The 25,902-nt window shown below is 62.7% G+C and carries 22 protein-coding genes; 7 read left to right on the top strand and 15 right to left on the bottom strand.

Translation table 11 applies throughout. From position 1 onward, the window contains the following. Window positions 1-89: 89 nt before the first annotated feature. A complete protein-coding gene (locus L981_RS21995) occupies window positions 90-1,016 on the bottom strand; it encodes a cation diffusion facilitator family transporter (RefSeq protein WP_043621059.1) in 927 nt (308 codons plus the stop codon). Window positions 1,017-1,133: 117 nt separating this feature from the next. Further along, complete coding sequence (locus L981_RS22000; protein WP_052201945.1) at window positions 1,134-2,708, bottom strand: MFS transporter; 1,575 nt, start codon at window positions 2,706-2,708, stop codon at window positions 1,134-1,136. A 177-nt stretch (window positions 2,709-2,885) separates the two neighbouring features. On the opposite strand from L981_RS22000, the gene L981_RS22005 reads away from it, so the two are divergent. Beyond that, window positions 2,886-3,812 carry a LysR substrate-binding domain-containing protein gene (locus L981_RS22005; RefSeq protein ID WP_043621062.1) on the top strand — a complete coding sequence of 309 codons (927 nt, stop codon included), beginning with the start codon at window positions 2,886-2,888 and terminating at the stop codon, window positions 3,810-3,812. A gap of 1 nt (window position 3,813) precedes the next feature. On the opposite strand, the gene L981_RS22010 is transcribed toward L981_RS22005, so the two are convergent. From L981_RS22010 to L981_RS22020, 4 genes are all read right to left on the bottom strand, one after another. After that, window positions 3,814-4,614, bottom strand: a complete 801-nt coding sequence (locus L981_RS22010) for a phosphotransferase (protein WP_245281685.1) — start codon at window positions 4,612-4,614, stop codon at window positions 3,814-3,816. A 67-nt stretch (window positions 4,615-4,681) separates the two neighbouring features. Further along, window positions 4,682-6,871 (bottom strand): anthranilate synthase, encoded by a 2,190-nt coding sequence (locus tag L981_RS22015; protein ID WP_043621065.1) that lies wholly within the window; start codon window positions 6,869-6,871, stop codon window positions 4,682-4,684. A gap of 111 nt (window positions 6,872-6,982) precedes the next feature. Next, window positions 6,983-7,027 (bottom strand): trpE operon leader peptide TrpLE, encoded by a 45-nt coding sequence (gene trpLE, locus L981_RS35205; RefSeq protein WP_178385070.1) that lies wholly within the window; start codon window positions 7,025-7,027, stop codon window positions 6,983-6,985. Window positions 7,028-7,151: 124 nt separating this feature from the next. Continuing rightward, complete coding sequence (locus L981_RS22020) at window positions 7,152-9,257, bottom strand: TonB-dependent receptor domain-containing protein (RefSeq protein ID WP_043621067.1); 2,106 nt, start codon at window positions 9,255-9,257, stop codon at window positions 7,152-7,154. A 295-nt stretch (window positions 9,258-9,552) separates the two neighbouring features. Between L981_RS22020 and L981_RS22025 the strand changes: the two genes are divergently transcribed. Further along, window positions 9,553-10,461, top strand: coding sequence for an extensin family protein (locus tag L981_RS22025; protein ID WP_043621070.1), 909 nt, complete (start codon window positions 9,553-9,555; stop codon window positions 10,459-10,461). Between the two features lie 26 nt (window positions 10,462-10,487). On the opposite strand, the gene L981_RS22030 is transcribed toward L981_RS22025, so the two are convergent. After that, on the bottom strand, window positions 10,488-10,940 hold the full coding sequence (locus L981_RS22030) for a thioesterase domain-containing protein (protein ID WP_043621073.1): 453 nt from the start codon (window positions 10,938-10,940) through the stop codon (window positions 10,488-10,490). A gap of 210 nt (window positions 10,941-11,150) precedes the next feature. Here L981_RS22030 and L981_RS22035 point away from each other — a divergent pair, with 210 nt between their 5' ends. Continuing rightward, a complete protein-coding gene (locus tag L981_RS22035; protein WP_043621076.1) occupies window positions 11,151-11,660 on the top strand; it encodes a DUF1993 family protein in 510 nt (169 codons plus the stop codon). A gap of 150 nt (window positions 11,661-11,810) precedes the next feature. Here the strand turns inward: L981_RS22035 and L981_RS22040 are convergent, their stop codons facing one another. The 8 genes from L981_RS22040 to L981_RS22075 all read right to left on the bottom strand — a co-directional run bounded on the left by L981_RS22040 (window position 11,811) and on the right by L981_RS22075 (window position 21,791). Next, window positions 11,811-13,490 (bottom strand): formate--tetrahydrofolate ligase, encoded by a 1,680-nt coding sequence (locus L981_RS22040; RefSeq protein WP_043621079.1) that lies wholly within the window; start codon window positions 13,488-13,490, stop codon window positions 11,811-11,813. A 262-nt stretch (window positions 13,491-13,752) separates the two neighbouring features. Continuing rightward, window positions 13,753-14,976 (bottom strand): DUF2333 family protein, encoded by a 1,224-nt coding sequence (locus L981_RS22045; protein ID WP_043621083.1) that lies wholly within the window; start codon window positions 14,974-14,976, stop codon window positions 13,753-13,755. 3 nt (window positions 14,977-14,979) lie between these two features. Further along, window positions 14,980-16,269 (bottom strand): DUF6638 family protein, encoded by a 1,290-nt coding sequence (locus L981_RS22050; protein WP_043621086.1) that lies wholly within the window; start codon window positions 16,267-16,269, stop codon window positions 14,980-14,982. A gap of 19 nt (window positions 16,270-16,288) precedes the next feature. Next, the gene (locus L981_RS22055) at window positions 16,289-18,205 is read right to left on the bottom strand and encodes an AAA family ATPase (RefSeq protein WP_043621088.1); all 1,917 of its coding nucleotides are present in this window, start codon (window positions 18,203-18,205) and stop codon (window positions 16,289-16,291) included. Between the two features lie 2 nt (window positions 18,206-18,207). Then, complete coding sequence (locus L981_RS22060) at window positions 18,208-19,356, bottom strand: hypothetical protein (protein ID WP_043621091.1); 1,149 nt, start codon at window positions 19,354-19,356, stop codon at window positions 18,208-18,210. 58 nt (window positions 19,357-19,414) lie between these two features. Then, the gene (locus L981_RS22065; RefSeq protein ID WP_043621093.1) at window positions 19,415-20,503 is read right to left on the bottom strand and encodes a hypothetical protein; all 1,089 of its coding nucleotides are present in this window, start codon (window positions 20,501-20,503) and stop codon (window positions 19,415-19,417) included. Between the two features lie 221 nt (window positions 20,504-20,724). Continuing rightward, window positions 20,725-21,126 (bottom strand): cytochrome c family protein, encoded by a 402-nt coding sequence (locus tag L981_RS22070; RefSeq protein ID WP_043621096.1) that lies wholly within the window; start codon window positions 21,124-21,126, stop codon window positions 20,725-20,727. 77 nt (window positions 21,127-21,203) lie between these two features. Beyond that, window positions 21,204-21,791, bottom strand: a complete 588-nt coding sequence (locus L981_RS22075; protein WP_043621099.1) for a thymidine kinase — start codon at window positions 21,789-21,791, stop codon at window positions 21,204-21,206. 249 nt (window positions 21,792-22,040) lie between these two features. Between L981_RS22075 and L981_RS22080 the strand changes: the two genes are divergently transcribed. The 4 genes from L981_RS22080 (at window position 22,041) to L981_RS22095 (ending at window position 25,807) form a co-directional block, all read left to right on the top strand. Then, entirely contained in the window at window positions 22,041-22,997 is a 957-nt protein-coding gene (locus tag L981_RS22080) for a choline ABC transporter substrate-binding protein (RefSeq protein ID WP_043621102.1), read from the top strand. Between the two features lie 83 nt (window positions 22,998-23,080). Next, window positions 23,081-23,926: a choline ABC transporter permease subunit gene (gene choW, locus L981_RS22085; protein ID WP_043621105.1), complete on the top strand. Its 846-nt coding sequence runs from the start codon at window positions 23,081-23,083 to the stop codon at window positions 23,924-23,926. Further along, entirely contained in the window at window positions 23,923-24,972 is a 1,050-nt protein-coding gene (choV, locus tag L981_RS22090; RefSeq protein WP_043621108.1) for a choline ABC transporter ATP-binding protein, read from the top strand. The genes choW and choV overlap by 4 nt, the downstream gene beginning before the upstream one ends. A 91-nt stretch (window positions 24,973-25,063) precedes the next feature. Further along, on the top strand, window positions 25,064-25,807 hold the full coding sequence (locus L981_RS22095) for a HugZ family protein (protein ID WP_043621110.1): 744 nt from the start codon (window positions 25,064-25,066) through the stop codon (window positions 25,805-25,807). Window positions 25,808-25,902 lie beyond the last annotated feature (95 nt).

A 25,902-nucleotide genomic window follows, 5' to 3' on the forward strand; every position in this document is an offset into this window, starting at 1 on the left:
CCTCGCCGGCCCGCTCCGTTTGCGGCCGTTAAATCAGAACTGCCTCAAGAAGGAAACCTCGTCACGGTTGAAGCGCCATCGACCGTGAATCAGTGGCGCCCGACTGTCGTCTTCACGCGCACGCCGTGGGCCTTCTCGCCTTCGGGCTCCACATGGATCGCGATCTTGGCGCCGGGATGCACGGCACGGATCGCGTCTTCGATGCGGTCGCAGATATCATGCGCCTCGCCGACCGGCATCAGCTCCGGCACAACCATGTGGAAGTCCACGAAGATAGCCGGCCCGGCCTGGCGGGTCTTGAGATCATGCACGCCCAGCGAACCTGCGGCGTTGGCGGCGATCGCCTGCTTGATCGCCTCCTCCTCCTCGGCCGGCACAGCCCGGTCCATCAGACCGTCGATCGAGCGCGAGATCACCATCCACCCCTGATAGAGGATGTTGCAGGCGACGATGACGGCAAGCAAGGGATCGAGGATCGCATAGCCGGTGGCAATCGCGAGAACGAGACCGATGAGAACGCCGATCGAGGTGACGACATCCGACAGGATGTGGTGGCCGTCGGCGCTCAGCGCCGGCGAGCGGTGCTTGCGGCCGGCGGTGATCAGCACATAGGCCCAGATGGCGTTGATAACGCCGGCCACGAAGTTGATCGCAAGGCCCAGGGCCGGGGCTTCCATCAACACCGGCGCCATCATTGCCGGCACCGCCTCCCAGACAATGAGCAATGCCGCAACGACGATCAGGACGCCTTCGATGACGGCCGAGAAATACTCCGCCTTGTGGTGACCGAAGGGATGACCGGCGTCGGCCGGCTTGGAGGCATAGCCGATCATCAGATAGGCGATGACCGCCGCGATCACGTTGACGGTCGACTCCAGCCCGTCGGAGAGAAGCGCGATCGAGCCTGTCAGCCACCAGGCAAGCAGCTTCAGGCCGAGCACAGCGAGCGAGAGCGGTATGCCCCAGAAAGCAAGGCGGAGCACGGTGCGGTTTTCGGTTCCAGATGTCATTGTCATTCCTCGTGCAGATGCAAACGAGTTGCAAACGCAAGCCCATTCAAACGCAAAACCGCCCGCGCGAATTTTCGCGCAGGCGGTCGATGGACAAGCATATGCTGGATTAAGCGGCGCTTGTCAAAGATTGGATCGGCCGGTTCCGGTTTCTCCGCAGGCAATCGCGTCGAAAGGCAGCGCGCCGGCTTCGATCTCCGCGTCGCCGAGAGCCCTGTCGCCCCGGCCGATGAAGAAGAATACGACGGCCGCGGTTGCGACGGTGATGCCGGTCAAAACCAAAAGCAGGACGCTGAACGCATCGCCATAGGCCTGCAGCAGCGCGGCATGCGATGTCTCCGGTGCAAGGAGCGTCGCCGCCGCGAGGTTGCCGGTGACGATGCGCTGCGCCATCGGAGCGGCATTGGCGCCGGCCTCCGGCCCCAGATTCCAGGCCGTGAGCGCGGAAAGGATGGCGGTCACGATCGCAAGGGCAATGCCCTCCCCGGCCACGCGCGTCGTGCTGAAGATCCCCGTTGCCATGCCGGCGCGCTCCTTCGGCACGACGCTGACGGCAAGTCCGTCCATCAGCCCCCAGGGCAGGCTGATGCCAAGGCCGATCAGCAGCAGCGGTGCAAGCAGTGTGTCCGGCCCGGCCCCCGCCGGAAACAGGCTGAGCCAGAAGAGCCCGGCCGCCGAGAGCAGCAAGCCCACGCCGCAAATGACCGCCGGCGTGAACCAGCGCGTCAGAAACCCGGCTACGATCGGCAGGATCAAAAGCGGCGCGGACATGGCGATCATCATCCGTCCGCCCTCAACGGCGCTCATGCCTTCAATACCGATGAAGCGGACCGGAAGCAGGATGAGCAGCACCACGAAGCCATAGGCAGGGGCTGCCGCCAGCAACTGCACGCCGATGAAACGCGGATAGCGAAAAAGCGTCAGATCCAGCATCGGCCGCGCGACAGAACGCTCGACCCGCCAGAAGGCCAGAAAGAAGAGCGCCGATGCCGCAAGCATCGCGATCACCAGCGGATGGCTCCAGCCGCTTTCCGGACCCTGCAGGATGCCTGACGTGAGCGTTGTGAGCGCCGCGGTGAAGCTTGCCGCTCCCTTCCAGTCGAGCCCGGAGGCATCCGGATCGCGCGTCTCCCGCAGGAAGACCCCGCCGAGCGCCAGGGACAGGCTGGCGAGAACGGCCACAAGACCGAAGATCGCCGGCCAGCCGAAGGCCTCGACCATCAGGCCCGACGCGATCGGCCCGAAGGCAAGGCCGACACCGAAGCTGGCGCCGACCAGGCTGAAGGCGCGCAGCCGCTCGCTCTCGTCGAACTCCTGCGCAAGGGACGCCATGCCGCCGGAAAAAGCGGCGGCTGCCCCTATGCCCTGAAGGGCGCGCAGGATATCGAACCAAAGGATATTGCGAGCAAAGGCGAGCCCGACCGAAAACAGTAGGAAGGCCGCAAGACCGCTGAGGAAAACACGCTTGCGGCCGAAGCTGTCGGCAAGTGCGCCTGCCGCCATCAGCGAGCTGCCGAAGGTCAGCATGAAGGCGTTGGTGACCCAGTTGAGGGCAACCGGATCGGCGCCGAGGCTGCGACTGATCGACGGCAGCGCCACCGCCGGTCCGGTAAAGGTGAGCGGCATTGCCGCGGCGGCGCAACAGACCGCAAGGAGCACGAGACGGCGCCCGCGTGATTCTCGAATTTCGGTTCTCATTCCCCGTTCCATCCGTTCGAGCAAAGGGGATACCCGCGCAGGCCCGCCGGACCTCCGTCTTGATGTCGGCAGTTGCCGGGTATCGATTGACGAATGCAGGATAGTTTCGACATAATCGGATGAAAATCACACCGTTATGCCATTTATACCGGAATAAAGCGCTCGAATGGAGAAGCAATGGATCGCCTGAGCGGCTTGACCGCCTTCGTCCGCACCGCCGATCTCGGCAGCTTCGTCGCCGCCGGGCGCGTGCTTGGCCTGTCCGCTTCAGCGGTCGGCAAGGCCGTCACCAATCTCGAACGAGAGCTCGGCGTCCGCCTGCTGCAGCGCTCGACCAGAAGCATAAGGTTGACCGAGGAAGGCCGGCTCTTTCATGAGCGCTGCCGCCGCATCCTCGACGATCTCGACGACGCCGAGGCATCGTTGGCCGAAGCAGTGGCCGTGCCGCGCGGACGGCTGCGCGTCAGCGTGCCGATCGTCAGCTACCATCTATTGCTGCCGGTGCTGCCGGACTTCGTGCGGCGCTACCCCGAGGTCGAACTCGATCTCGACTTCAACGACCGCATCGTCGATCTGATCGACGAGGAAGTGGATGTCGCCATCCGCAGCGGCGTGCTGCCCGATTCGCGGCTGATGACCCGGGCGCTCAGGCCTTTCCAGCTTCTGCTTTGCGCGTCGCCTGCCTATCTCGACCGACACGGCACGCCCGAATGCCCGCGCGATCTTGATGGCCACGACGCGATCCACTTCCGTTTTCCCAACAGCCGCAAGCTGCAGGAATGGCCGATCGCCATGCCGCCGGGCGGACCCGAACCGCAGATCAGGACCATCCTCAACTGCAACAACATGGAGGCGTTGAGCGGTGCCGTCCTCAGCGGTCTCGGCATCGGCTGCCTGCCCGATTTCCTCGCGCGCCAGCCGCTCAGCGACGGCCGGCTGCGCACCGTGCTCGACGCCTACCTCGACACCCCCGGGCAGTTCCACCTGCTCTGGCCGTCAAACCGGCATCTCTCGCCGAAGGTCCGCGTCTTCGTCGATTTCCTGAGCGAACGCCTGTTCGCCAATCAATGTGAGCGCATGCCGGCCACACAGACGGCGCCGTAGGTCAGGAAAGGGCAGCGTCGAGCATCGCGCGGTTGCGCAAAATCCACGCAACGCTGCGGGCCTGCCAGGCGATGCCCCAGACGCGCGGCACGTGTTCGCTTTCCGGGCGGATATCGAGTTCGAAGGCCTCGTTGGCCGCGCTCTCGGCGGCAAAGACGATGATCCGATCCGCAAGGCGGCGGCGCTCGCCCGCATCAAGGCCGTAGCCGTCGGCAAAGAGACGCACCTGCCGCATCCTTGAGGCAGCATCGGCCAGGCCGTTCATCTCGGCAACGCCGTCGTCATAAAGCTGGGCATTGTTCCAGGCGACCATCGCAAGCTCGGTCAGGCGATCGACGGGCCCGGCCGCCTCCCAGTCGATGAACGCGGCCGGAAGACCGTCGCGCGAAACGATGTTCCACGGGGCCGCATCGCAATGGCCGGCGATATCGGCCGTGCCGACCGTGCGCCCGAACCAGGGGCGCCAGTTCGCCTGCGCCGGAACCTGAAAGGATGCGGCGGCGTCATGCATCTTCCGCGTCAGCCGCCCGAGCGCGAAGATCGCCGCGTCCGACCAGGGTGCGGGATTGAGGATGTCGCCCTCGACATAGGTCAGCATTTCGCGGCCATGGTCGTCGAAGCCGGAGCCGACGACGCGCGGCGCACCGTCAAAGCCGGTGGCCTCGAAATGCCGCAGCAGCGCGTGCACGGAAGGCGCCCACGTCCCGGTTTCCCGAAGCACGATGGAGCCCCTGCGGCTGACGGCCGTGCGGCCGCCTCCGCTCAAGGGCGTATCGTCTGCCATGCCGTCCTTTCCCGTCATGGGACCTCCAGCAAACGGCCGCGCGACCGGAAGCAGCGCCGACGCACCGCTTCCGTGGTCTGGAATATCAGGCGGCCTTGACCTTGGCGCGCTTGGCGAGATGCGCCACGACGTTCTCGATCATCCGCATGCCGGCGTCGCCGCCGAGCGTCATGATCGATTCCGGGTGGAATTGCACCGCCGCCACCGGTTCCTTGGTGTGCTCAATGCCCATGATCGTGCCGTCTTCGCTTTCGGCGGTGATCATGAAGTCGGAAGGCAGGCTTGCCGGATCGGCAAAGATCGAATGGTAGCGGCCGACCGTCACCTCCTTGCCGAGACCGGAAAAGACGATGCCCGGCTCCAGCACCCGGATGCGCGACGGCTTGCCGTGCATCGGGATCGCCAGTTGGCGCAGATCGCCGCCATATGCTTCGGCCAGCGCCTGCAGGCCGAGGCAGACACCGAAGATCGGCAGGTCGCGCGCCCGCGCCTTCTTGATCGTCGCCTTGCAGTCGAAATCCTTGGGGTTGCCCGGTCCGGGCGAAAGCACGACCAGGTCCGGCTTCACCCGATCGAAGATCTCTTCGGCCACCGGCGTGCGCACCGTTGTGACGGTCGCCCCCGTCTGGCGGAAATAGTTTGCGAGCGTATGAACGAAGCTGTCCTCATGATCGACCAGCAGGATGTTGACGCCGGCGCCGACCGCGGCAACGTCGCGACCGGCCTTGCCGGCATTGGCGGATCTCGCATCGCGAATGGCAGCGATCATGGCGGAGGCCTTCAGTTCGGTTTCGGCTTCTTCTTCTTCCGGGTTTGAATCGTACAGCAGCGTCGCCCCTGCCCTGACCTCGGCGATACCATCCTTGATGCGGATCGTGCGCAGCGTCAGGCCGGTGTTCATGTCGCCGTTGAAGCCGACCATGCCGATGGCGCCACCATACCATGCGCGCGGGCTCTTCTCATGGCTTTCGATGAAGCGCATGGCCCAGAGTTTTGGCGCACCGGTGACGGTGACGGCCCAGGCGTGGCTGAGGAAGCCGTCGAAGGCGTCCATGTCGTCGCGCAGGCGCCCTTCAATATGATCAACGGTGTGGATCAGGCGCGAATACATCTCGATCTGGCGGCGGCCGATGACTTTGACCGAGCCAGGCACGCAGACGCGGCTCTTGTCGTTGCGGTCGACGTCCGAGCACATGGTGAGTTCGGACTCGTCCTTCTTCGAATTGAGCAGCTTCAGGATCTGCTCGCTGTCGGCAATCGGATCGTCGCCGCGCTTGATCGTGCCGGAGATCGGGCAGGTCTCGATGCGGCGGCCCGAAACGCGCACGAACATTTCCGGCGACGCGCCGACGAGATACTCCTGATTTCCGAGATTGATGAAGAAGGAATAGGGCGACGGATTGATCGCCTTCAGCCGGTTGGAAATCTCCGACGGCTTGCTTTCGCAGCGCTCGTAGAATTTCTGGCCGGGCACGACTTCGAACAGGTCGCCGCGGCGGAAGCTCTCCTTCGCCTTGACGACGAGTTCGGCATATTCGCCCGGATGATGGTCGCCATGCGGCGGGATGGTGTCGACGGTCTTGAAGGGCTCGCTGGCGATCTCTTCCGCCCTGCCCTCGGTGGTCTTGCCGTCCTTGGCGAAATCGTAGCGGTCGATCCAGGCCTTCGCCGCATAATGGTCGACGACGAGGATCTCGTCCGGCAGGAACAGCACCATGTCGCGCTGGTCGTCGGGACGCTTGAGCTTCAGGTCGATCGCATCGAACTGGAAGGCAAGGTCGTAGCCGAAAGCGCCGTAGAGCCCGAGGCTCGCATCCTCGGCCGAATGGAAGAGGTTGGTGACGGCGCGCAAGACGCTGAACACCGTCGGCATCTTCGAGCGCTCTTCTTCGGTGAAGACGCGATCCGGTGCGTTGATCGTCAGATCCAGGCGGCGGCTGGTCGAAGCACCGAGCGTGATGTCGGCGACGGTCTTCAGGTGCTCGGCGATGATCGCAAGCAGCACTTCGCCGCGGCCGTTATAGGCCTCGATCCAGAGCGAACGACCGAAGGAGGAAATGCCGAGCGGCGGATCGACGACGGCCGTGTCCCACCGGGTGTAACGGCCGGGATATTCGTAGTTGGAGGAGAACACTGCGCCGCGGCGCTCGTCGAGCTTGTCCACATAGCTCGCGATCGCCTGGCCATAGGACGCCTCCCGCCGGCGGCGCGTCACCGTGATGCCGCCCTTGGTAGTATAGCTCTCCGAGCCGTCCTCGAGAATTACCGTTGCCATTCGCCTCGCTCCGTAAAAGCCCGGTCCTTGAGCGGCCTGGATACAAAAAAGCCGCCTCGAAATCTCCGGGCGGCTTCATCTCTCAATCACGCATGACTGGTCAAGGCCGCTTCAGCGAGCCCACCACCAGATCGAAATGTTGCGTGCGTTTTCCATGGGCGAAAGTGTTAGCTTGGGTTGCCGCCGTGCGCAAGCGGGAAAGCGGCGCCCATCGTCACGGTTGCGCCAAAAAAAAGAGGCGGCTCCGAAGAGCCGCCCGACTGGAATTGATCTGACCCTATCAGAACTTCGCCTTAGCCGTCACCAGGAACGTGCGGCCGCGGCCGGTATCGATCGTGCTGCCGGCGATCGTGCTCGACGACGGCGTGTAGGTCTTGTCGAACAGGTTCGTGACCTGCGCCGTGACTTCGAAGCCGTTTTCGAACTTGTAGTTGGCGAAAAGGTCCACCAGACCGTAGCCAGGCACGTTCGGCGGCGTGCGATTGATTTCGCCGACATAGGCGTTCGAAACGGCATAGAGACGCGTACCGACCGAAAGGCGCTGGTCCTCGAGGAAACGGGCGCCGAGCGTTGCGCTGATGATGTTTTCAGGCAGGTAGCTCTGGACGCCGAAGCCGTTGACCTGGCTCGGCAGCTTGCTGTCGGTGTAGGTATAGGCAAGGTCACCGAAGACGTAGCCGGCATCGTAGGCCGCCTGTAGTTCGAAGCCCTGGACGGTCGACGTGCCCGGGGTGTTGGCGAAGAAGATCTGGCGACCACCGTTGAGCAGGACGGCGGTGATGTAGTTGTCGATGCGGTTATGGAAGTAGTTGGCCTTCACCCGCAGGCTGTCGCTCGAGTCGAGCAGGCCGTCGAAGGCGAAGTTCGCACCGATTTCCCAGCCCTTGGACGTTTCCGGCTCGAGGAACGGATTGGGGAAGAACGACTGGCCCGAAGGACCCGGATGGGTGCCGCCGGCAAAGGTCTCGTTGACCGTCGGCGAACGCGAGGTTTCCGCGTAGGTCACGTAGGGCTGGAACCAGTCCGTCGGATTGAGCGCGACCGTGACGCTCGGGTTGAGGCGGCCATCGGACTTGTCGACCGTGTAGGGCCCGGCCGGAAGGCCGATCGGGTTGCCGGCAACGACGGCGCCGGAGCCATCGAGGCTGAAGTGATCCCACCTGAGGCCAGCCGTCAGATCCAACATGCCATAGGTGAAAGTCGTGTTGCTGAAGACGCCGGTGGTGGCATTGGTGCCGCTACCGTTGACGCCTGCGCCCGGCCGGGCCGTGCTGTTGATGACATCGTAATCGTCGCGGAAGTACTCGACGCCGTAGTTCGCCTTCACGGCAACGTCGCCAAGATCGAACAGCGAGGTGTTCGAGATGTCAAAGCCCTTGCCGGTGTCAGTGATGCGACGACCGGCCGCCGTGCCGCCGCCGCGAATGTCGGTGTCGTACTTCATCTTCAGCCGGTTCCAATAGGCATTGGCACGGAAGTCGATGAGTTCGTTGTCCGGCGTGTAGGCGTAGCTGGCCGAAACCGTCTGGTTCTTCACGTTCTGGAAATAGGAGTTCGCGAAGAAGTCGTTGTCGTAGGTGACGCCGGTAAGCTTGAACGTGTGGTCCTTGTCCGGCGTCACTTCAAACTTCAAGAGGCCCGAGAGAAGATCCTCCTCGGTGAAGGGAACCTCGACGCCGTTGCCGTTGTCGTAGTTGCCGGGATCGGCCTTGCTGATACCGCCAAGCACCGAGAAGACATCGTTGAAACGATAGGCGCCGATCAGCGACTCCGACCATCCGGCGCCGTTCGTGCCATAGGTTGCCGATGCGATACCGCCATAGTTCTTGCCGTCCTGGATCAGGTCCTCGACGTCATAGGTCTTGAAATTGACGGAACCGGCGAGCGCGCCACCGCCGACCCCGGTGACGGCGCCGCGCGTCACGTCAATTTCGGACAGGAACGCCGGATCGAAATAGGCAAAGCCCTGGGCTTCGTGACCGGTGAACCGGAAGTTCTGACGAACGCCGTCGATCATCATGTTGACGCGGCCGGACCCTTCAAAGCCACGAATGTTGACAGCAACACCCGGGTTCTGTGGATTGTTCGCCGTCGACGTTCCCGGAACGCCGCGCAGAAGGTCGTCGGTTTCCTGGCCCGACTGCAGATCGATCTGGTCCGAGGTGACGACGCTAACCGGGCCGGCCTTGGCATAAGGATCGCTCGTGCGCGAGCCCTTCGCCACGATCGGAGAGAGGTAGGTTTCGCCGGCCTTGGTCTCCTCGGCCTTTTTCTCTTCCGGCTTGGCCTGGGTTGTCGCGCTCTGCGCGAATGCGAGGGTTGCCGCGGAAAGTGCAAATGTTGTCGTGCAAGCCAAGAGAGCCAGGCGACGATGCCGGGTGAGCATGGACCAATCCTTTGATTTTCGGAGGCCGGGCTTGCTGTTGAGCGGCGAACTCAAGGGGCTGGCTGGGCGGTAGATTCTAGAGCGGCGCGACATGTCGTCGCCTCATTTATGCCGCATAAAAAACATGAGTGTTCTTGTCAACATACAAAGGCAGTCCCCACAATTTATGGGGTCGTGCCAATTCGAGGCGTTGCCAAACTGCAACGCTTTCGCCGAAGGCCGGATGAAACCAGATCCTGTTCCGTGCGTTCCCTTCCTTCCAGGCCCCGCTGCGGGGGCACGAGAAAGGAACCGGATGCGTCGCTCTTTTCCCTTGATCCTGCTGTCACTCCTGATCCTCACCGGCGCCAGCCTGCCGAAATCCGGACCGATCCCGCTAAAAAAGCCGCCAAGCGAGGCGGGAGAAAAAGAGGCTGCTCCAACACCCGAAGAGAAACCGGCGACGCCCACGGTCGGTGGCAAGGCCGATAAGCCAGAGGTGCCGGCTGGCGACGAACAGCCCGTGCCACAGCCAAAGCCCAAGGACGGGAGTGGTGGAGCGGCCGGGGATCAAAAGCCAGGCACGGACGGAAAGGGCCAGCCCGCCGACGAGAAGAAAGAAGAAAAACCCGCGCCGATCGTCTATCCGCCGGTAGAGGCGGAGAATGCCGCCGACTATGCAAAATGCGTCGCCGATCTGAAAGCAATCGGCGCGACCTTCGACGAAGCCAAGCGCATCGACGACGGCAAGGGCTGCGGCATCGACAAGCCGCTGGAGGTCACCAGCATTCTGCCCGACGTCACGCTCGCACCCAAGGGGCTGATGCGCTGCGAAACCGCGCTGGCGCTGGCGCGCTGGACCAAGGAGACCGCCCAGCCGGCCGCAGAAGTCGCCTTCGACAAAACCATCAAAATCAAGGCCCTGAACCAGGCATCGACCTATATCTGCCGTCTGCGCAACAATGCGACGACGGGCAAGATCTCCGAGCATGCGCACGGCAACGCCGTCGACATCGCCTCCTTCACATTGAGCAACGGCACGACGATCGCCATCCAGCCGCGCGACGAGGACGGCACCATGGACGGCGCGTTCCAGCGCGCGGTCACCGCGTCCGCCTGCCTCTACTTCAAGACCGTGCTCGACCCCGGCAGCGACGCCGCCCACGAGACGCACCTGCATCTCGACGTCATCGAACGCCGCAACGACTACCGCTACTGCCGCTAGGAATGAGTCTCCTTGCGCTGACGCGGTCAGGCGTTTCCGTAGCCAAGGGCGACAAACTCGCCCTCGAAGCGACCGGCCAAGGTGTCGCCATCGAGGAGGTCGGCAACGACCACGGCCCGCGCCTTGCCTCGACGTTCGAGCAATCGCAGAAAGCCCGGCCATTGCCCGGCGTCCGCCAGCGACGAGCGTGCGGAGAAGGCACCGACCACCGGCTTCAGATAATCCATCCGGTTGCTCTGGATCACCAACCGCGCCGCCACCCCGCTTTGGCGCAAGCGCACATGCAGAAGCGACCAGGCCGACAGGATCGCGAGCGCCGAGGCGCTGCCGCCGAACACCGTTTCGCGGTGGTTGATGTTGGGCGCAAGCGGTGCGGAGAGCAGCACATGATCGTCACTCACCGTATCCACCCGTACCTGCATCGCCGCCGACAGCGGGATGTGGTTATGAAGATAGGCCTGAAGTTCCTCTGGCGTCATCGTGGCGTCCTTGATGCGTTCCTGCGCCGATCAATGCACGAGACCACCGTGTCCTGGCGAGAGACAGGCGCCTGCGTCCTAACGTCTCCCGCAAGCATCCCATAGCCCAAAAGATACCGGGCCGCGCGCCTTGCAGGAGCCCGCCCCTGCTCCCAAATACGGCGCGAGGAAAATCCACCCGTTTTGCGCCCCTTCTCAAGGAAATCTGTCATGGCATTGACGATGTACCAGCTCTCCATTCCCGCACTCGTTCGCGGCCTTGGTGTCCTTACCAGGCTGCTCGACAAGGCAGAGGCTTTCGCCCGGGAAAAAGGCATCTCCACGGATGATCTCGTCAACGCCCGGCTGGCGCCCGATATGCTGACACTTGCCGGTCAGGTGCAGCGTGTCAGCGACACGAGCAAGGGTCTCGTCGGCCGACTGACGTCGATCGAAGTGCCCCGCTTTGCCGACGAGGAAAAGACCCTGGACGAGCTGCGCCAGCGCATCGCCAAGACCGTTGCCTTCCTCGAAACGGTCAGCCCTGATGATCTCGAAGACAGCGACAGCCGCGAGGTCGTGCTCAATTTCCCGACGCTGAAAGTGACGCTCACGGGTGAGGAATACCTGCAGAAATTCGTGCTGCCGAACTTCTACTTCCACCTGACGACCGCCTACGACATCCTGCGCCACAACGGCGTCCGGGTCGGCAAGGCGGACTTCCTCAGCCTCACCGCCTAGCTTCCGCCGCGATAAAACCCGGACACAGCAACGCCGCGCATACACCCGGATGCGCGGCGTTGTTTTTCAGGCAGGCAGGAAGCGTTTTAAGTTATTGATTTGTTGCATGTCGTAATCGCAAAACCGCTGCGCACTTTTACGCGACATGCTCTAGAACAGCCCCTCGATGTAGCCCTGCTCGTTGAGGAAGATCTTTTCCGACGAGGGCACCTTCGGCAGGCCGGGCATCGTCATGATCTCGCCGGTGATCACCACGATGAAGCCGGCGCCGGCGGCCAGCCGCACTTCGCGGATCGGCACCGCATGGCCTGTCGGCGCACCGCGCAGGTTCGGATCGGTCGAGAAGGAATACTGCGTCTTTGCCATGCAGATCGGCAGATGGCCGTAGCCCTGATCCTCCCAACTGCGCAGTTGGTCGCGCACCGACTTGTCGGCGATCACTTCGCTCGCATGGTAGATGTCCTTGGCGATCGTCTCGATCTTGTGAAAGAGCGACATGTCGTCGGGATAAAGCGGCGAGAACTGCGAGTGTCCGCCCTCGGCAAGTGCCGCCACCTTCACCGCGAGTTCCTCGATGCCGGCCGAGCCTTCGGCCCAATGGCGGCAAAGCACGGCTTCGGCACCGAGCGTCGCCACATAGTCCTTGATCGCCTGCACTTCGGCCTCGGTATCGGAGGTGAAGTGGTTGATCGCGACGATGACGGGAACGCCGAATTTCTTGACGTTCTGCACATGCCGGCCGAGATTGGCGCAGCCCTTGCGCAGCGCCTCCAGGTTTTCCCGGCCGAGGTCGTCCTTCTTGACGCCGCCGTTCATCTTGATCGCGCGAACGGTCGCAACCAGCACCGCGGCATCGGGCTTCAGCCCGGCCTTCCGGCACTTGATGTCGAAGAATTTTTCCGCCCCGAGATCGGCGCCGAACCCCGCTTCGGTCACGACGAAATCGGCTAGCTTCAGCGCCGTCGTCGTCGCGACCACCGAGTTGCAGCCATGAGCGATGTTGGCGAAGGGACCGCCATGCACGAAGGCAGGATTGTTTTCGAGCGTTTGTACCAGGTTCGGCTGCATCGCGTCCTTGAGCAGCACGGTCATTGCGCCATCGGCCTTGATGTCGCGCGCAAACACCGGGCTCTTGTCGCGGCGGTATGCGATGATGATGTTGCCGAGCCGCTGCTCCAGATCCTTCAAATCCCGCGACAGGCACAGGATCGCCATGACCTCGGAGGCGACGGTGATGTCGAAACCGGTTTCGCGCGGATAGCCGTTGGCAACCCCGCCGAGCGAGCCGACGATGCTGCGCAGCGCCCGGTCGTTCATGTCCATCACCCGTCGCCAGGCGATGCGGCGGATGTCGATGTTCTGCTCGTTGCCCCAGTAGATGTGGTTGTCGATCAGCGCCGCCAGCAGATTGTGCGCCGAGGTGATCGCGTGGAAGTCGCCGGTGAAGTGGAGGTTCATATCCTCCATCGGCACCACCTGCGCATAGCCGCCGCCGGCAGCACCGCCCTTGACGCCGAAGCAGGGTCCGAGCGAGGCCTCGCGGATGCAGACGATCGCCTTCTTGCCGATGCGGTTGAGCCCGTCGCCGAGGCCGACAGTCGTCGTCGTCTTGCCTTCGCCCGCCGGCGTCGGGTTGATCGCCGTCACCAGGATCAGATGGCCGTTCTTCTTTTCGCGCTGCCTTGCGATGAAATCCGCGCCGATCTTCGCCTTGTCGTGGCCGTAGGGCAGCAGATCTTCCGCCGGTATGCCGAGCGTCGCGCCGATCTCCAGGATCGGCTTCTTCTTCGCCGCGCGCGCAATCTCGATATCGGACTTGACCTCCGTCATGACATGTCCCCTCCCCAGGGTCTCGTTTTCGTCCACGCCTTCCAAAGCGCGGTTCGCAATGCCTACAGCGCCGCGCGTCTCATCAGACGCTCAAAGGTCGCTGTAGCACTTTGATTTGCTGCATGTGTCCTTTGATCGAACACGATCAAAGGACACATGCAGTAAGCGGGAGGAGAAGACGTGTCTGCGGCTTCCGCCACATCCCGCTAACTCAAGATCGGCGGCGGCCGCCCTTTGGCGGCCGGCCACCTCGTCGTCTGCCTTATCGGGCGAGAATGTCGCGCATTTCCACGATGTTGGAGCGCACCCGCAACGTATAGAAGCCCATGGTCGCCAGATGCGTCGGCATGATCCACCCGGCTTCCTCACCGTTGGAAATGATCCAGGGCTGGATGCGCAGCGCCGCGCGCAGTTGCTTAATCGTTTCCGTCCAGATCGGCAGCAGGCCGCGCTGGGCAACCACATTGTCGAAGTCGGCACCGGCAGCCGAAAGGATGCCGTAGTAACCGTAGAGCTGGCCATAGGCGAACCAGAAGCGATCGTCGGCGCGCGTGTCGAACCAGCCGCCATTGTGGTTTTCGGAGCGCTCGCGCAGGATCGCCGAGGTGTTGCCGAGGTCGTTGGCGACACGGTCGAGGAATTCGACGAGGTTATCCGAGCGGCCGTCAAAGATCGCCTCGCACTTGCTGAGCGTCGTGTTGAACGATCTCAGATCCTTCATCGCCGCCCGGTAGAAGCTCGGCGTCGGCGTCTTCGGGCCGAACGGATTGATGCCGAAATACCAGGTCTCTTCATCGAACTGCATGTTGCCGCGCGCGCTCTGCAGGGCGTTGTTGATGCCCGAGGTGCCACGCATGCGACCGAGCGAATCGACGAGCTCCACCGAGGTGCGGCGGATCGCCTGGTTGACCCCGCGCTGGAACGACGCCTTGTTGTCGAGCCAGGGCGTGTCATCCCAATCGAGACCGAAGAAGCCGAGCTTGTAGAGCAGCATCGACGAGATCCAGGCATTCTCGTTGACGTTGAAGTCGATCAAGTCAGCCGTGACATCAACGATCGCCGAGGTCTGGCAGACGGTGCCTGCCGGCAGCTGCACGGCGGCCAGCGCCTCGGGCGTCGATTCCACCGGCTGCTTGGCCACGCCCGCAAGATTGCTGGCGCCGCCGGTCGCCGACTGGCCTGTCGAAGTGGTACCGGGGCCGCTCATCGGCGAGCCGGCGGGCACCTTGCGTTCGGCCAGCTTGTAGCGATCGACATAGTCTTCGTTGAAGTTCGTCCAGGCCTGGGTCTGCCAGATGAAGTAACCGTAGAACAGGATCAGGCCGAGCAGGACGATGCCGATCGGTCCCTTGATGATCCAGCTGCGCTGACGATACCAGTTGCCGACCGCGATAAATGGCCAGAGCAGCCAGGCGACGGCGAGCCCGATGCCGCGGCCGATCGCGGTAAAGACACGCTGGAAAAACGCAACGATCGGGTCGAACATGTCCTATTCCTCTCTGAGGCCGTAAAGCTTGTGGCGGAAAGCCGCCTTGTCTTTCAGATATGTGCCGGTCAGCGTCGCCACAACATAGGCCTTGAAGCTTTCGCTATAACGCTCGTAGGCGTCGTAGAAGCCCTGCTTGTCGAAAACGAAACGCGATACGAAATCGCGAGGCACGAGCTGGGATATCAGCCGGTTGACCAGCCACTGGTCCGGATGGGCCGGTGCGGCGCGCACCAGCATGAAGCGGTTTGCCGGCGCCACGTCCTGCATCTTGATCGTGCCGGTCGCAGCGACCGTGCGGATCATCTCCTGCAGGAACGGATAGGCGCCGTCTTTCGCGACCGCGGCGGCATACCGGTGCATCCAGGTCTGCAGCCAGATCCGGTCGGCACTGGCAAGATCGGCCGTCGGATCGCTCTCGTTGATCAGCCCACGCACCACCATGTCGGCGCGGTGCTGATAAAGCCCTGACTCCTCGACCCAGGACGCCTGCGGCAGTTGCAGCCGCTTGGTTGAGGCGAGGAAGTCGTAGATCCGGGCGTGATCGTTGATGGCGATGTAGCTCACCTGCCAAGGGCGCGAACGGCGGAAGCCCGGCACGGAAGGGTCGCAGATGACCGTCGTCGTCTTGTGGTCAAGGAAGATGTAGACGCCGCCGAAATGGTTGGCCCAGAACGCCTCATGGCGGAAGACGAGCTGATCCGGCACCAGCGCGTTCTGTCGGATGTCGCCGGTCTGCTTGGCAAGCTCGACCATGCGCGTCAGCATCTCGTCGTCGGCCCAGGCCGTCGGCACCTTCTTCAAGCGGTCGACGAGCCCGCGCAGTTCGGCCGCCTTGCCGAGCATGTCCTCGGCCGACAGCACCCGGAAGCGCACCTCGTTGATCGACAAGAGATCGTCAATGTCGTTTACGACCGAGACCGAATCCTCGATCTCGCCATAGAGCGCATCCTTGATGGTGATGGCGTTGATCGCACGGCTGTTGGCGTTGAAGAACTCGTGCATCAGCGCGGCGGTATTGGAGAAGCTCGTGTGCACGCACGGCAGCTCCGCCTGTTCCGGCGTCATGATGATGAAACGACGGTTGACCCGGTTCGGATCGAGATAGTCACGATCCCCCAGCTCCTCGGCGATCTCGGGCGAAAACCCGGTCATGTCGATGCTGAACTGCGGCAGCGCCGTTGGACGCAGGCCGAAGCCTTCGAGCGCCTTGTTGTAGCGCGCGATCAGATGCGGCTCGGAAATATCGAGCAACCGTCCATAGATCAGTTCAGCTTCAAGCAGGCGGTTCATCTGTCAGTTTTTCCTAGCATCACCCCTGCCACCGGCCGTCGCGTTTCATCGCCTCGATCTCGCGGATCGCCTTTTCGCGCTGACGCTCGCGGCGGATGATGTCGGTGACGGCGGCATCGTCCGACTTGTCGGTGTAGCGGAACTCGCTGTCGGCGTAGCGGTTGATCTCCTGCAGCACCATGTCGATGGTGATCGGGCCACGCAGCGCCTCGATCATCGCTTTCTTTTCATCATAGCCCTTGTGCATGAAGGAGCCGGCGTCCTTGAACCAGTCATCTGGCAGTTCCACGTCCATGGCTCTGAGCTTGATCGCGTCGGTGATGTTCTTGATCGCCCGGCCGGTGAAGCGCGGCTCGGCCTCCTTGATCATGTGCAGATAGGCGCCGACATCGGCAAGCGAGCCGATCGCGCCCTTTTCCTTCTCGTAGCGCTCCCAGACGGCGACGAGACCATCCTCCTTCGGTCGCGCATGCTCGGCATAGGACTGGGCGACGGCGCGCTTGATCTCCTGCCCCTCGAACAGCTGGTGCTCTCCGAGCGGGATCTTGTGGTTCTTGCCGACCAGCAGCGCGAAGATGTCGATATAGTCGTCCTCGGTCTGCGGCCCGTCGACCAGCCAGCGGGCGCCGGCGCGCTGGCGCAGCGCATCGTCGACATTCTCCGGGTAATTGGAGAACATGCCGAAGGTGCAATTGCCGCGCACCACCGTCGAGGCGCCGGCAAAGCTCTCCATCAGCACCGCCGTCACCTCGTGCTGACCGGCAGAGGCGCGATCGTCGGAGCGCTTCGCCGCCACCTGGTCGACATCGTCGATCGTGCCGAAGCCGATCGCCCGCGGATTGATGACGTTGTTGACGAATTCCTTGCAGTTCTGGCCGGACTTGCCCTGATAGGAGGAGATCTGGTCGACGCCGAAATTCTCGTAATGGAAGGCGTAACCGGCGATCTCGCAGTAATCGTTGAGCATGCCGGCAAGCATCTGGATCAGGATGGTCTTGCCGGTGCCCGGCATGCCGTCGCCGATGAAGGTGAAGAGAAAGCCGCCAAGCTCGACGAACGGGTTCATCTGCCGGTCGAAGTCGTAGGCCATCAGCATCTTCGCAAGCTTCAGCGCCTGATACTTGGCGATGTGGTTGCCGATGATCTCCTCGGGCTTCTTGAAGGTCATGACCAGCGGCTTGCGCTTCTGGCCGGGTGCCACATCGAAACCGTTGAGCGTAAAATCGTCCTGGTCGAGGCGGATATGCACGTTCTCGAAGCTCTGCAGCCCGGTAAAGCGCGCCTTGCGGGCGATCAGCCCCTCGATCGCCACCCGCGAGAAGGCGCGCGCCCGGGCGGTCAGCGCCAGATCGTCCGGCGCCCCGGCAAGGCCGCGATCGAGCGCCGAGATCAGGCTCTTCAGCGCGTCCTGCGGCGTGTCGAACAGGAAGTCGGGCTCGATGGCGTCGTCGACCGGCTCGCCCTCGCCTGCCAAGGTCGCGCCGAGATAGGCGGCAAGCGTGAAGGCCGCGACGTAAGCCGAGGCCGACAGCAGCGCCTTGAACTGGTTAGCTTCTTCACCCGCGAGCGGCGACGTCACGTTCTTCGCCTGCAGCTGTTCGAGGCTCGTCTGGCGGGCAAAGACGTCGGCGACGGCCAGCGCCACCTGGATGCCGCGGCGCGTGCGATAGAGCACGGCGTGTTGGGCCGGCGAAAACATCGGGTCGCCCTGGCGCACCGCCTGGATCGTCTTCGTCAGCTCTACCTCGCGCGTGCGCCGCTGGCCGCCGGTCGAAACCGTCGACACGAAGCGACGGCCGGTGCCGGCAAGCGAGGTGCCGGCGGCGGTATCTTCCCGCTCCAGGATGATCAGCTTGGTCACCAACCCTTGCGCCACCGCCTGATGCTTGGCGATGTCGTCCTCGTGCAGCGTCGTCAGCCCCGTATTGAGTGTCATCGTCAAACCTCGCTCACGACCTGGTTGCCGGAAATGACGTGGACCTTGTAGTCGCCGAACACCTGTTCCGCCTCACCGGCGGCATAGAGCGCCTGATAGGCGTCATGCGGCACCAGCGCGTGTTTCTCGTAGGAGGAGACCCCCATGCGCGTCGCTTCCAGATTGGCGGTATCGATGTGGAATTCCTCCTGCGCCGGGGTCGACGACCAGAAGCCGCGCTTGGCCGGTCGCTCCGATTTCGAGAAGACCTCCTGAACCGTCCAGGTCAAAAGCCAGGCATTCTCGGTCTTGCGTACCTTGGAAAGGATGTCGTTGATGCGCGCATTGTTCTCGGTGATCCCGGCCGAATAGAACGGCCCGAGCACGATGCGGCGCAACTGCTTCGGGTGTAGTTCCTCGAAATCCTTGTCGAGATTGGTGGCGATCGTCACCGGCGTCAGTGAGTAGCTGCTGTTCTTCGAGGCAAAATCGTCGAAACGGCTGGCGAGATCCGGATTGAGCAGGCCTCCGACCGGCAGCGGGATCTCCACCTGCGGGTTGAGCTTGCCATCGGCAGTCACCAGCATGTCGACGATCTTCTCCGAGGAATCCTCGATCGTCGCCATATAGACCATCGGCAGGGTGTTCGCCCCGTCGAAGGCGCCCCAACTCACCACATAATAGGGCCGCATCGTCTTGGAATTGACGGCAACACGGATGGTCTCGGGCAGAATGAACGGCGAAAAAATCTCGCCCTTGCCGATCTGCTCCAGATAGAGCCGCTCGGCCATGCGCGTCTGCAACGCTTCGGGGAAGGCCTTCTGCCTCAGGATGAAATCGACCATCTCGTCGCGCAGCGCATCGGCCGAGGGGATATCGGCCAGGCGCTTCGTCGCCGTCTGGCGATCGTTCTCCAGTTCGAGCACGTTCTGAAAGACGGGAAAGCCGCTTTCGGCGCGCGAAATCCGGAACTGGTCGACGAAGCCGATCCGGTTCTCCCAGCAGTCGATCGAGGCCTTCAGCCGGCCAAGATAGGGAACGATCACTTCGCCGACGACAGTGTTGCGATAGAGCGGCGAGTTGCGATCGCCGAGAAAGAGCTCAAGCCCGGCGAGCGCCGCATGGATCGACGCAAAATACTGTGCGACAGCGGATGAAGCCGCGACCTTCATGCAAATCCCCGTGGCGCGCGCCGAAAGGCAAACTCGGTTCGGATCATGCGCCGTCCGATCACTGCTTCACGTAGTTGGCAGTGTTGTGCTTGTCCATGACAGCCTGGAAGCGGCGGGCGAAAGCATCGTCGGCGAGCTTCTTGCGGCGCTGGATATCCTGCGTCGAAAGCATGTTCTTTTCATGCATTTCCAGGAGATCGCCGATGTGGCGCTGGGCCGCGGCACCGATGCCGGCCATCGTTTCCTCGGCCGCCGTGTCGACCTGGCTGCCGAGCGTGTTGATCTTGTGGGCGACGTCCTGCTGGGCCGCCGTCTTCAGCGAGTCTTCCAGCGCCTTGTAGAGCACGATGCGCTGCTCGGTATCGATCGTCAGCTTGTTGATCAGCGTGTTCTGCGCAGCGATCTGGTTGTTGAGCGAATCGACGAAGGTCTGGAACATCGAGGTGTAGCGCTCGAGCGTCTGGCTCTCGGCGAGCAGTTCCTGCTCCTTGGCCTGCTTCTCGTTATATTCGGTCGCCAGCGCCGAGCGCTCGCCCTCGAGCTCGGTGCGCACCTTCTGCTCGGTCGAGGCGGCGATGCGGTTTTCGATGTCGAGCAGCAGCGGGTTCAGCTCCTCGATGCGCTTCTGCACCGCTTCAAGGTTCGCCATCGTGCCCTTGCGGCGCTCGATCACCTGGATGAGGCTCTGCTCAGAAGTCTTGTAACGCTGGTCGAGGATCGACTTCTGTTCCTTGAGGATGCCGACGATCATGTCGGACTTCGCCAACAGTTCCTGCAGGTTGCCGGCAAGCGACATGTTGCGCACGCGGTCGGTGCGCATGCGCTGCATCTTCTGCTTGGAGAAGATGCCGATGAATTTCTCGTAGCCCGTATAGTTCTTCATACTCTCGAATTCGGAGCCGAAGACATTGGTCGCATCCTCAAGGCCGATGATCAGGTCGGCGATGTTGGCTTCCATCACCTTCTGCTGGTTGATCACGTCCTGGATCCGGGCGTTCTCAATGTCGAAATTGACGTCGCCGAGCTTGGTTTCGGCCTTGGCGAATTGCTCGAGCACGACGCCGGATTGTTCGAGCTTGCCGCGCATCTGTTCGACAACGCCCTTCGTCTTTTCGATCTCCGCGTCAAAATTCTGAAGAGTCGCCATGTCCTGCCCCTCGGTCCCCCGTGGCGATATCCGCCAGCCCGGCTGAATTATTCAGCCTTCGATTGCAGTTATATAAAGGGTGTTTACCGAAAGAGAACAAGCCTTTCCCGGCAGCTTTTTGATCAGCCACCACAGCGAAGTGCTTGAGATATCGACGGCATTGCCGCACGCAAGCCGAGGAAAAGCGGGAAACGGTTTTCCGTGCGGAACCTGCGTCGTCCCTATTTGGCAGCCGGCGGCGCCTTCAGGTAGGCAATCACGTCGGCAATGTCCTGCGGCTTTTTCAAACCCACAAAAGCCATCTTGGTGGCACCGACCATTGCCTTGGGGCTCAGCAGATACTCGCTGAGCGTCGCCTCGTCCCAGACATGACCCTCGGCGCCGAAGGCCTTCATCGCGTCGGAGTAATTGTAATCGGTAACGGATGCGGCCGGGCGTCCGACGACGCCCATCAGGCTCGGGCCGACGCGGTTTGTCGGTTCGCTTGCGGTGTGACAGGCGGCGCATTTGCGAAAGACGGCGGCGCCGGCCGTGGCGTCGCCACCGGCATGGGCGACCGTTGCGCCGAGAGAGAACGTGCCAAGACAGAGCGTGATGGAAAGGCTGGTGAAAAGACGCAACATCGAAGACCCCTGGCGTGCGATAGGGGCGAACAATGGCATCGCGCATGTGGCGGTTTCAAGCCGCCACGACGCCGCACTCACTCGCAGCGCATCAGGTCGTCCCAATGCCGCCGGCAATAGGAGACATATTTCTCGTTGCCGCCAACTTCGACCTGGGCGCCTTCGCGCACGACCTTGCCCTGCCCGTCCAGGCGCACGACCATCGTCGCCTTGCGGCCGCAATGGCAGATGGTGCGCACCTCGCGCAGTTCGTCGGCAATCGCCAGCAGCGCCATCGAGCCCGGAAAGAGCTTGCCCTGGAAGTCCGTGCGCAGGCCATAGGCCATGACCGGAATGCCAATGCGGTCGGCGACGCGGGCAAGCTGCCAGACCTGCCCTTCGTTGAGGAACTGCGCCTCGTCGACGAAGACACAGGCGATCTCGCCTTCACCATCCCGGTGCAGCCGGTTGATCAGCCCGAAGAGATCATCGTCGCCGTGAAAGGGAATGGCGTCCGCGCCGAGACCGATGCGCGAAGAAATGCGGCCGACCCCTCCCCGGTCGTCATGGGCGGCGATCAGCATCACCACGCGCATGCCGCGCTCCTGGTAGTTGTAGGAGGCCTGCAGCAGCATCGTGCTCTTGCCCGCATTCATCGTCGCATAGCTGAAATAGAGTTTGGCCATTGTCACCGCGTCCGGTTTTTCCGTTTTCCGGGTAATGACGAGGCTTGGCCGGGAAGGCCAGAGCCCGTTTGCAGCACCCACAGTTTTTCGGCGGACTAGACCATTTCGTGGACATTGCGACATCGCGCGTCGCATCGTGCACCCCGCCAGCATATTGACGCAATACACTTCCTTCGACATCAAAGCGCTTGAATTCGCTATCCAATGGTGTTTGGCTAAAACAATAATCGAGGCAGGGGAACGACAACGATGAAAAAACGACTCTCTCTCAAACTGATGCTGGCAGGCGCCGTTTCGGTCGTCGCCATCACCGCTCAGCAGGCTGCAGCTGCCGAGCCGGAAAGCTGTGGCACCGTCCGTTTCTCCGACGTCGGATGGACGGATATCACCGCGACCACAGCCACTGTTTCCACCGTTCTCAAGGGCCTCGGCTACCAGACGGACATCAAGGTTCTCTCGGTTCCGGTCACCTACACCTCGCTCAAGAACAAGGACATCGACGTCTTCCTCGGCAACTGGATGCCGACCCAGGAAAACGATGTACGTCCCTTCCTCGACGACAAGTCGGTCGAATCCTTCGGGCCGAACCTGGTCGGTGCCAAATATACGCTCGCGACCAACGCCAAGGGCGCCGAGCTCGGCATCAAGGACTTCAAGGACATCGCCGCCAAGAAGACCGAACTCGACAGCAAGATCTATGGCATCGAGCCAGGCAATGACGGCAACCGCCTGATCATCGACATGGTCGACAAGGACACCTTCGGCCTCAAGGGCTTCGAGGTTGTCGAATCCTCCGAACAGGGCATGCTGGCGCAGGTCGCCCGTGCCGAAAAGGACGGAGCGCCGGTCGTCTTCCTCGGCTGGGAACCGCATCCGATGAACGCCAACTTCAAGCTCACCTACCTCTCGGGTGGCGACGACATCTTCGGCGCCAACTTCGGCGGCGCGGAAGTCTTCACCAACGTGCGCGCCGGCTACACCACCGAATGCCCGAACGTCGGCAAGCTTTTGACGAACCTCAAGTTCTCGCTCCAGATGGAAAACGAGATCATGGGCAAGATCCTGAATGACGGCCAGGAGCCGGACAAGGCGGCCGAGGAATGGCTGAAGGCCAACCCGACCGCCGTCGATCCGTGGCTTGCCGGCGTGACCGCCAAGGATGGCGGCGACGGCCTGGCCGCAGTCAAGGCCGCACTCGGCCTCTGATCGGCATCAAGGCGGGGGAAATCCCCGCCTTTTTTCACCGCGTCATGCGCCCCTTTTTGACCTGACGAGACGGATTTACCTTCGTGGAATATCTGACCGAGAACCGCATCCCCATCGGGGGCTGGGCCAAGGCGTTCGTCGACTGGCTGACGACGAATTTCGATTTCTTCTTCGACCAGCTCGCCCGCTTCCTTCAGGCCGTCGCCGATACGCTGCTTTGGGTCCTTTACGCCCCCCACCCGCTGATCGTCGTGGCCGTCATCACCGGGCTCGCCTGGTGGTTCCGCCGCTCGATCGGCATAACGCTGTTCACCGGCCTTGGCCTGCTCCTGATCATCAACCAGGGCTACTGGAAGGAAACGACGGAAACGCTGGCGCTTGTGCTCGCCGCCACCGCCGTGAGCATGGCCGTCGGGGTGCCGCTCGGCATCGCCGCCGCCCGTCGCCCCTGGGTCTATGCCGTCATGCGACCGATCCTCGACCTGATGCAGACGATCCCGACCTTCGTCTACCTCATCCCAGCGCTGATCCTGTTTGGTCTCGGCATGGTTCCGGGCCTGATCGCCACGGTCATCTTCGCCATCCCCGCACCGATCCGGCTGACACGCCTCGGCATCATATCGACGCCGCCGTCGCTGGTGGAAGCCGCACAGGCCTTTGGCGCGACGCCCGGCCAAGTGCTGCGCAAAGTGGAGCTGCCCTTTGCCATGCCGCAGATCATGGCTGGCCTGACCCAGACCATCATGCTGTCGCTATCGATGGTGGTCATCGCCGCGCTCGTCGGCGCCAGCGGCCTCGGCGTTCCGGTCGTGAGAGCCTTGAACACGGTCAACATCGCCAAGGGCTTTGAAGCCGGCCTTTGCATCGTCATCCTGGCGATCATTCTCGACCGCCTTTTCCGCTCGTCCGACGAAGGAGAAGGCGCATGACCAACGCCGTCGTATTCAAGAACGTCGACATCATCTTCGGCAACAACCCGCAGACGGCGCTGCAGATGGTCGACCAGGGCAAGACCCGCGACGAGATCGGCGCTGCGACCGGCCTCGTGCTCGGCGTCGCCGGCGCCTCGCTCGAAATCACCGAGGGCGAGATCCTTGTGCTGATGGGCCTTTCGGGGTCGGGCAAGTCGACGCTGCTTCGCGCCGTCAACGGCCTCGCACCCGTCGTTCGCGGCGACGTCGAGGTCAAGACTGCGAACGGGCCGCTCAACCCTTATCGAACCAATGCGAAGTCGCTGCGCGACTTCCGCATGCACACGGTCTCGATGGTGTTCCAGCAGTTCGCACTCCTGCCGTGGCGCACCGTCGCCGACAATGTCGGCTTCGGGCTTGAGCTTGCCGGCATGCCGGATGCCGAGCGCAAAGCGCGCGTCGGCGAGCAGCTCGAACTCGTCAACCTCTCGAAATGGGCAGGCCGAAAGGTCAATGAGCTCTCAGGCGGCATGCAGCAGCGGGTCGGCCTTGCCCGCGCCTTTGCGACCGGCGCACCGATCCTTCTGATGGACGAGCCGTTCTCGGCCCTCGACCCCCTGATCCGCACCCGCCTGCAGGACGAGTTGCTGGAGTTCCAGCGGCGGCTGAAGAAAACGATCATCTTCGTCAGTCACGATCTCGACGAGGCCTTTCGCATCGGCAACCGCATCGCCATCATGGAGGGCGGGCGCATCATTCAGTGCGGCACGCCGCAGGATATCGTCAAGAATCCGGCGAACCAGTACGTCGCCGATTTCGTCCAGCACATGAACCCGATCACGATGCTGACGGCGAAAGACGTGATGCAGACCGGCGTCCAGCGCGGAGTGACGGTTGCCGGCGTGACAGCGACAGCCAAGCCGACGACACCGCTCGTCGACATTCTCGACGCCATGTCCCGCCAGCCGGGCAGCATCGGGGTCGTCGACAACGGTTCCGTCGTCGGCACCATCGACGCCCAGGATATCGTGCAAGGGCTGACGCGCCACCGCAACAAAAGTTGACGGCGCCCCTCAACAAGCCAATAAAGCCCGGAGCGTCGTTCCGGGCTTTTTCGTCCCGGCGACGACCGCATGGCAGGAAAAGGGAAAGACCATGAGCGACAAGCCGAACGTTTTGCGCGACACCGACGACGAAGCCCGCACGCTGGCCCGCACGCTTCTGCGCGGCGCGCGCAGCGCATCGCTTGCGGCGATCGAGCCGGACAGCGGCGGCTTCCCCTTCGTCAGCCGCGTGCTCGTCGGCATGGATGTCGACGGGGTGCCTGTCATCCTGATCTCGAAACTGTCGACCCACACCCAGGCGCTGCTGGCCGACGCCAGGGCTTCACTGTTGACGGGCGAGCCCGGCAAGGGCGATCCGCTCGCCCATCCTCGTCTGACCGTACAATGCACGGCCGAACAGGTGGCGCGCGACAGCGAGGCGCATGTCCGAATCCGCGAGCGATTCGTTCGCCGCCACCCCAAGTCGAAGCTTTATGTCGATTTTCCCGATTTCGGCTTCTTCCGGCTGTCGCCGCTGCGTGCCAGCCTCAACGGCGGCTTCGGCCGCGCCTATGTTCTGACCGCCGGGGACCTGCTCATCGACACGCCCGCCGTCGCTTCGCTCGCCGCGATGGAAGCGAACGCGATCGATCATATGAATACGGATCATTCTGACGCAGTTCAGCGCTATGCGGTGACGCTTTGCAAAGCACCGGAAGGCAACTGGAAAGTGGTGGGTATCGACGCCGCAGGGCTCGATCTTGCAGATGGCGATCAGCTAAAACGCCTTGAGTTCCCGACACCTATCGAAGAAAGTTCCAATTTACGGGCAATTTTGCGTGAACTTAACGGTTAATCGCGGGAGAAGTACCCCCATTTCTTGCAGTGGGTGGTTGCCCTTTTATGCATCACGACTAATTATCGTGCTTCGTCAACCATAACTACGTGTGA

It is taken from the genome of Ensifer sp. ZNC0028, from assembly GCF_000799055.1.
Lineage (GTDB): Bacteria > Pseudomonadota > Alphaproteobacteria > Rhizobiales > Rhizobiaceae > Ensifer.

Bases quoted from the DNA above. Each gene is read 5' to 3' on its own strand.
- L981_RS21995 (WP_043621059.1), bottom strand. From the start codon at position 1,016: ATGACAATGACATCTGGAACCGAAAACCGCACCGTGCTCCGCCTTGCT.
- L981_RS22000 (WP_052201945.1), bottom strand. From the start codon at position 2,708: ATGAGAACCGAAATTCGAGAATCACGCGGGCGCCGTCTCGTGCTCCTT.
- L981_RS22005 (WP_043621062.1), top strand. From the start codon at position 2,886: ATGGATCGCCTGAGCGGCTTGACCGCCTTCGTCCGCACCGCCGATCTC.
- L981_RS22010 (WP_245281685.1), bottom strand. From the start codon at position 4,614: ATGACGGGAAAGGACGGCATGGCAGACGATACGCCCTTGAGCGGAGGC.
- L981_RS22015 (WP_043621065.1), bottom strand. From the start codon at position 6,871: ATGGCAACGGTAATTCTCGAGGACGGCTCGGAGAGCTATACTACCAAG.
- L981_RS22020 (WP_043621067.1), bottom strand. From the start codon at position 9,257: ATGCTCACCCGGCATCGTCGCCTGGCTCTCTTGGCTTGCACGACAACA.
- L981_RS22025 (WP_043621070.1), top strand. From the start codon at position 9,553: ATGCGTCGCTCTTTTCCCTTGATCCTGCTGTCACTCCTGATCCTCACC.
- L981_RS22030 (WP_043621073.1), bottom strand. From the start codon at position 10,940: ATGACGCCAGAGGAACTTCAGGCCTATCTTCATAACCACATCCCGCTG.
- L981_RS22035 (WP_043621076.1), top strand. From the start codon at position 11,151: ATGGCATTGACGATGTACCAGCTCTCCATTCCCGCACTCGTTCGCGGC.
- L981_RS22040 (WP_043621079.1), bottom strand. From the start codon at position 13,490: ATGACGGAGGTCAAGTCCGATATCGAGATTGCGCGCGCGGCGAAGAAG.
- L981_RS22045 (WP_043621083.1), bottom strand. From the start codon at position 14,976: ATGTTCGACCCGATCGTTGCGTTTTTCCAGCGTGTCTTTACCGCGATC.
- L981_RS22050 (WP_043621086.1), bottom strand. From the start codon at position 16,269: ATGAACCGCCTGCTTGAAGCTGAACTGATCTATGGACGGTTGCTCGAT.
- L981_RS22055 (WP_043621088.1), bottom strand. From the start codon at position 18,205: ATGACACTCAATACGGGGCTGACGACGCTGCACGAGGACGACATCGCC.
- L981_RS22060 (WP_043621091.1), bottom strand. From the start codon at position 19,356: ATGAAGGTCGCGGCTTCATCCGCTGTCGCACAGTATTTTGCGTCGATC.
- L981_RS22065 (WP_043621093.1), bottom strand. From the start codon at position 20,503: ATGGCGACTCTTCAGAATTTTGACGCGGAGATCGAAAAGACGAAGGGC.
- L981_RS22070 (WP_043621096.1), bottom strand. From the start codon at position 21,126: ATGTTGCGTCTTTTCACCAGCCTTTCCATCACGCTCTGTCTTGGCACG.
- L981_RS22075 (WP_043621099.1), bottom strand. From the start codon at position 21,791: ATGGCCAAACTCTATTTCAGCTATGCGACGATGAATGCGGGCAAGAGC.
- L981_RS22080 (WP_043621102.1), top strand. From the start codon at position 22,041: ATGAAAAAACGACTCTCTCTCAAACTGATGCTGGCAGGCGCCGTTTCG.
- choV (WP_043621108.1), top strand. From the start codon at position 23,923: ATGACCAACGCCGTCGTATTCAAGAACGTCGACATCATCTTCGGCAAC.
- L981_RS22095 (WP_043621110.1), top strand. From the start codon at position 25,064: ATGAGCGACAAGCCGAACGTTTTGCGCGACACCGACGACGAAGCCCGC.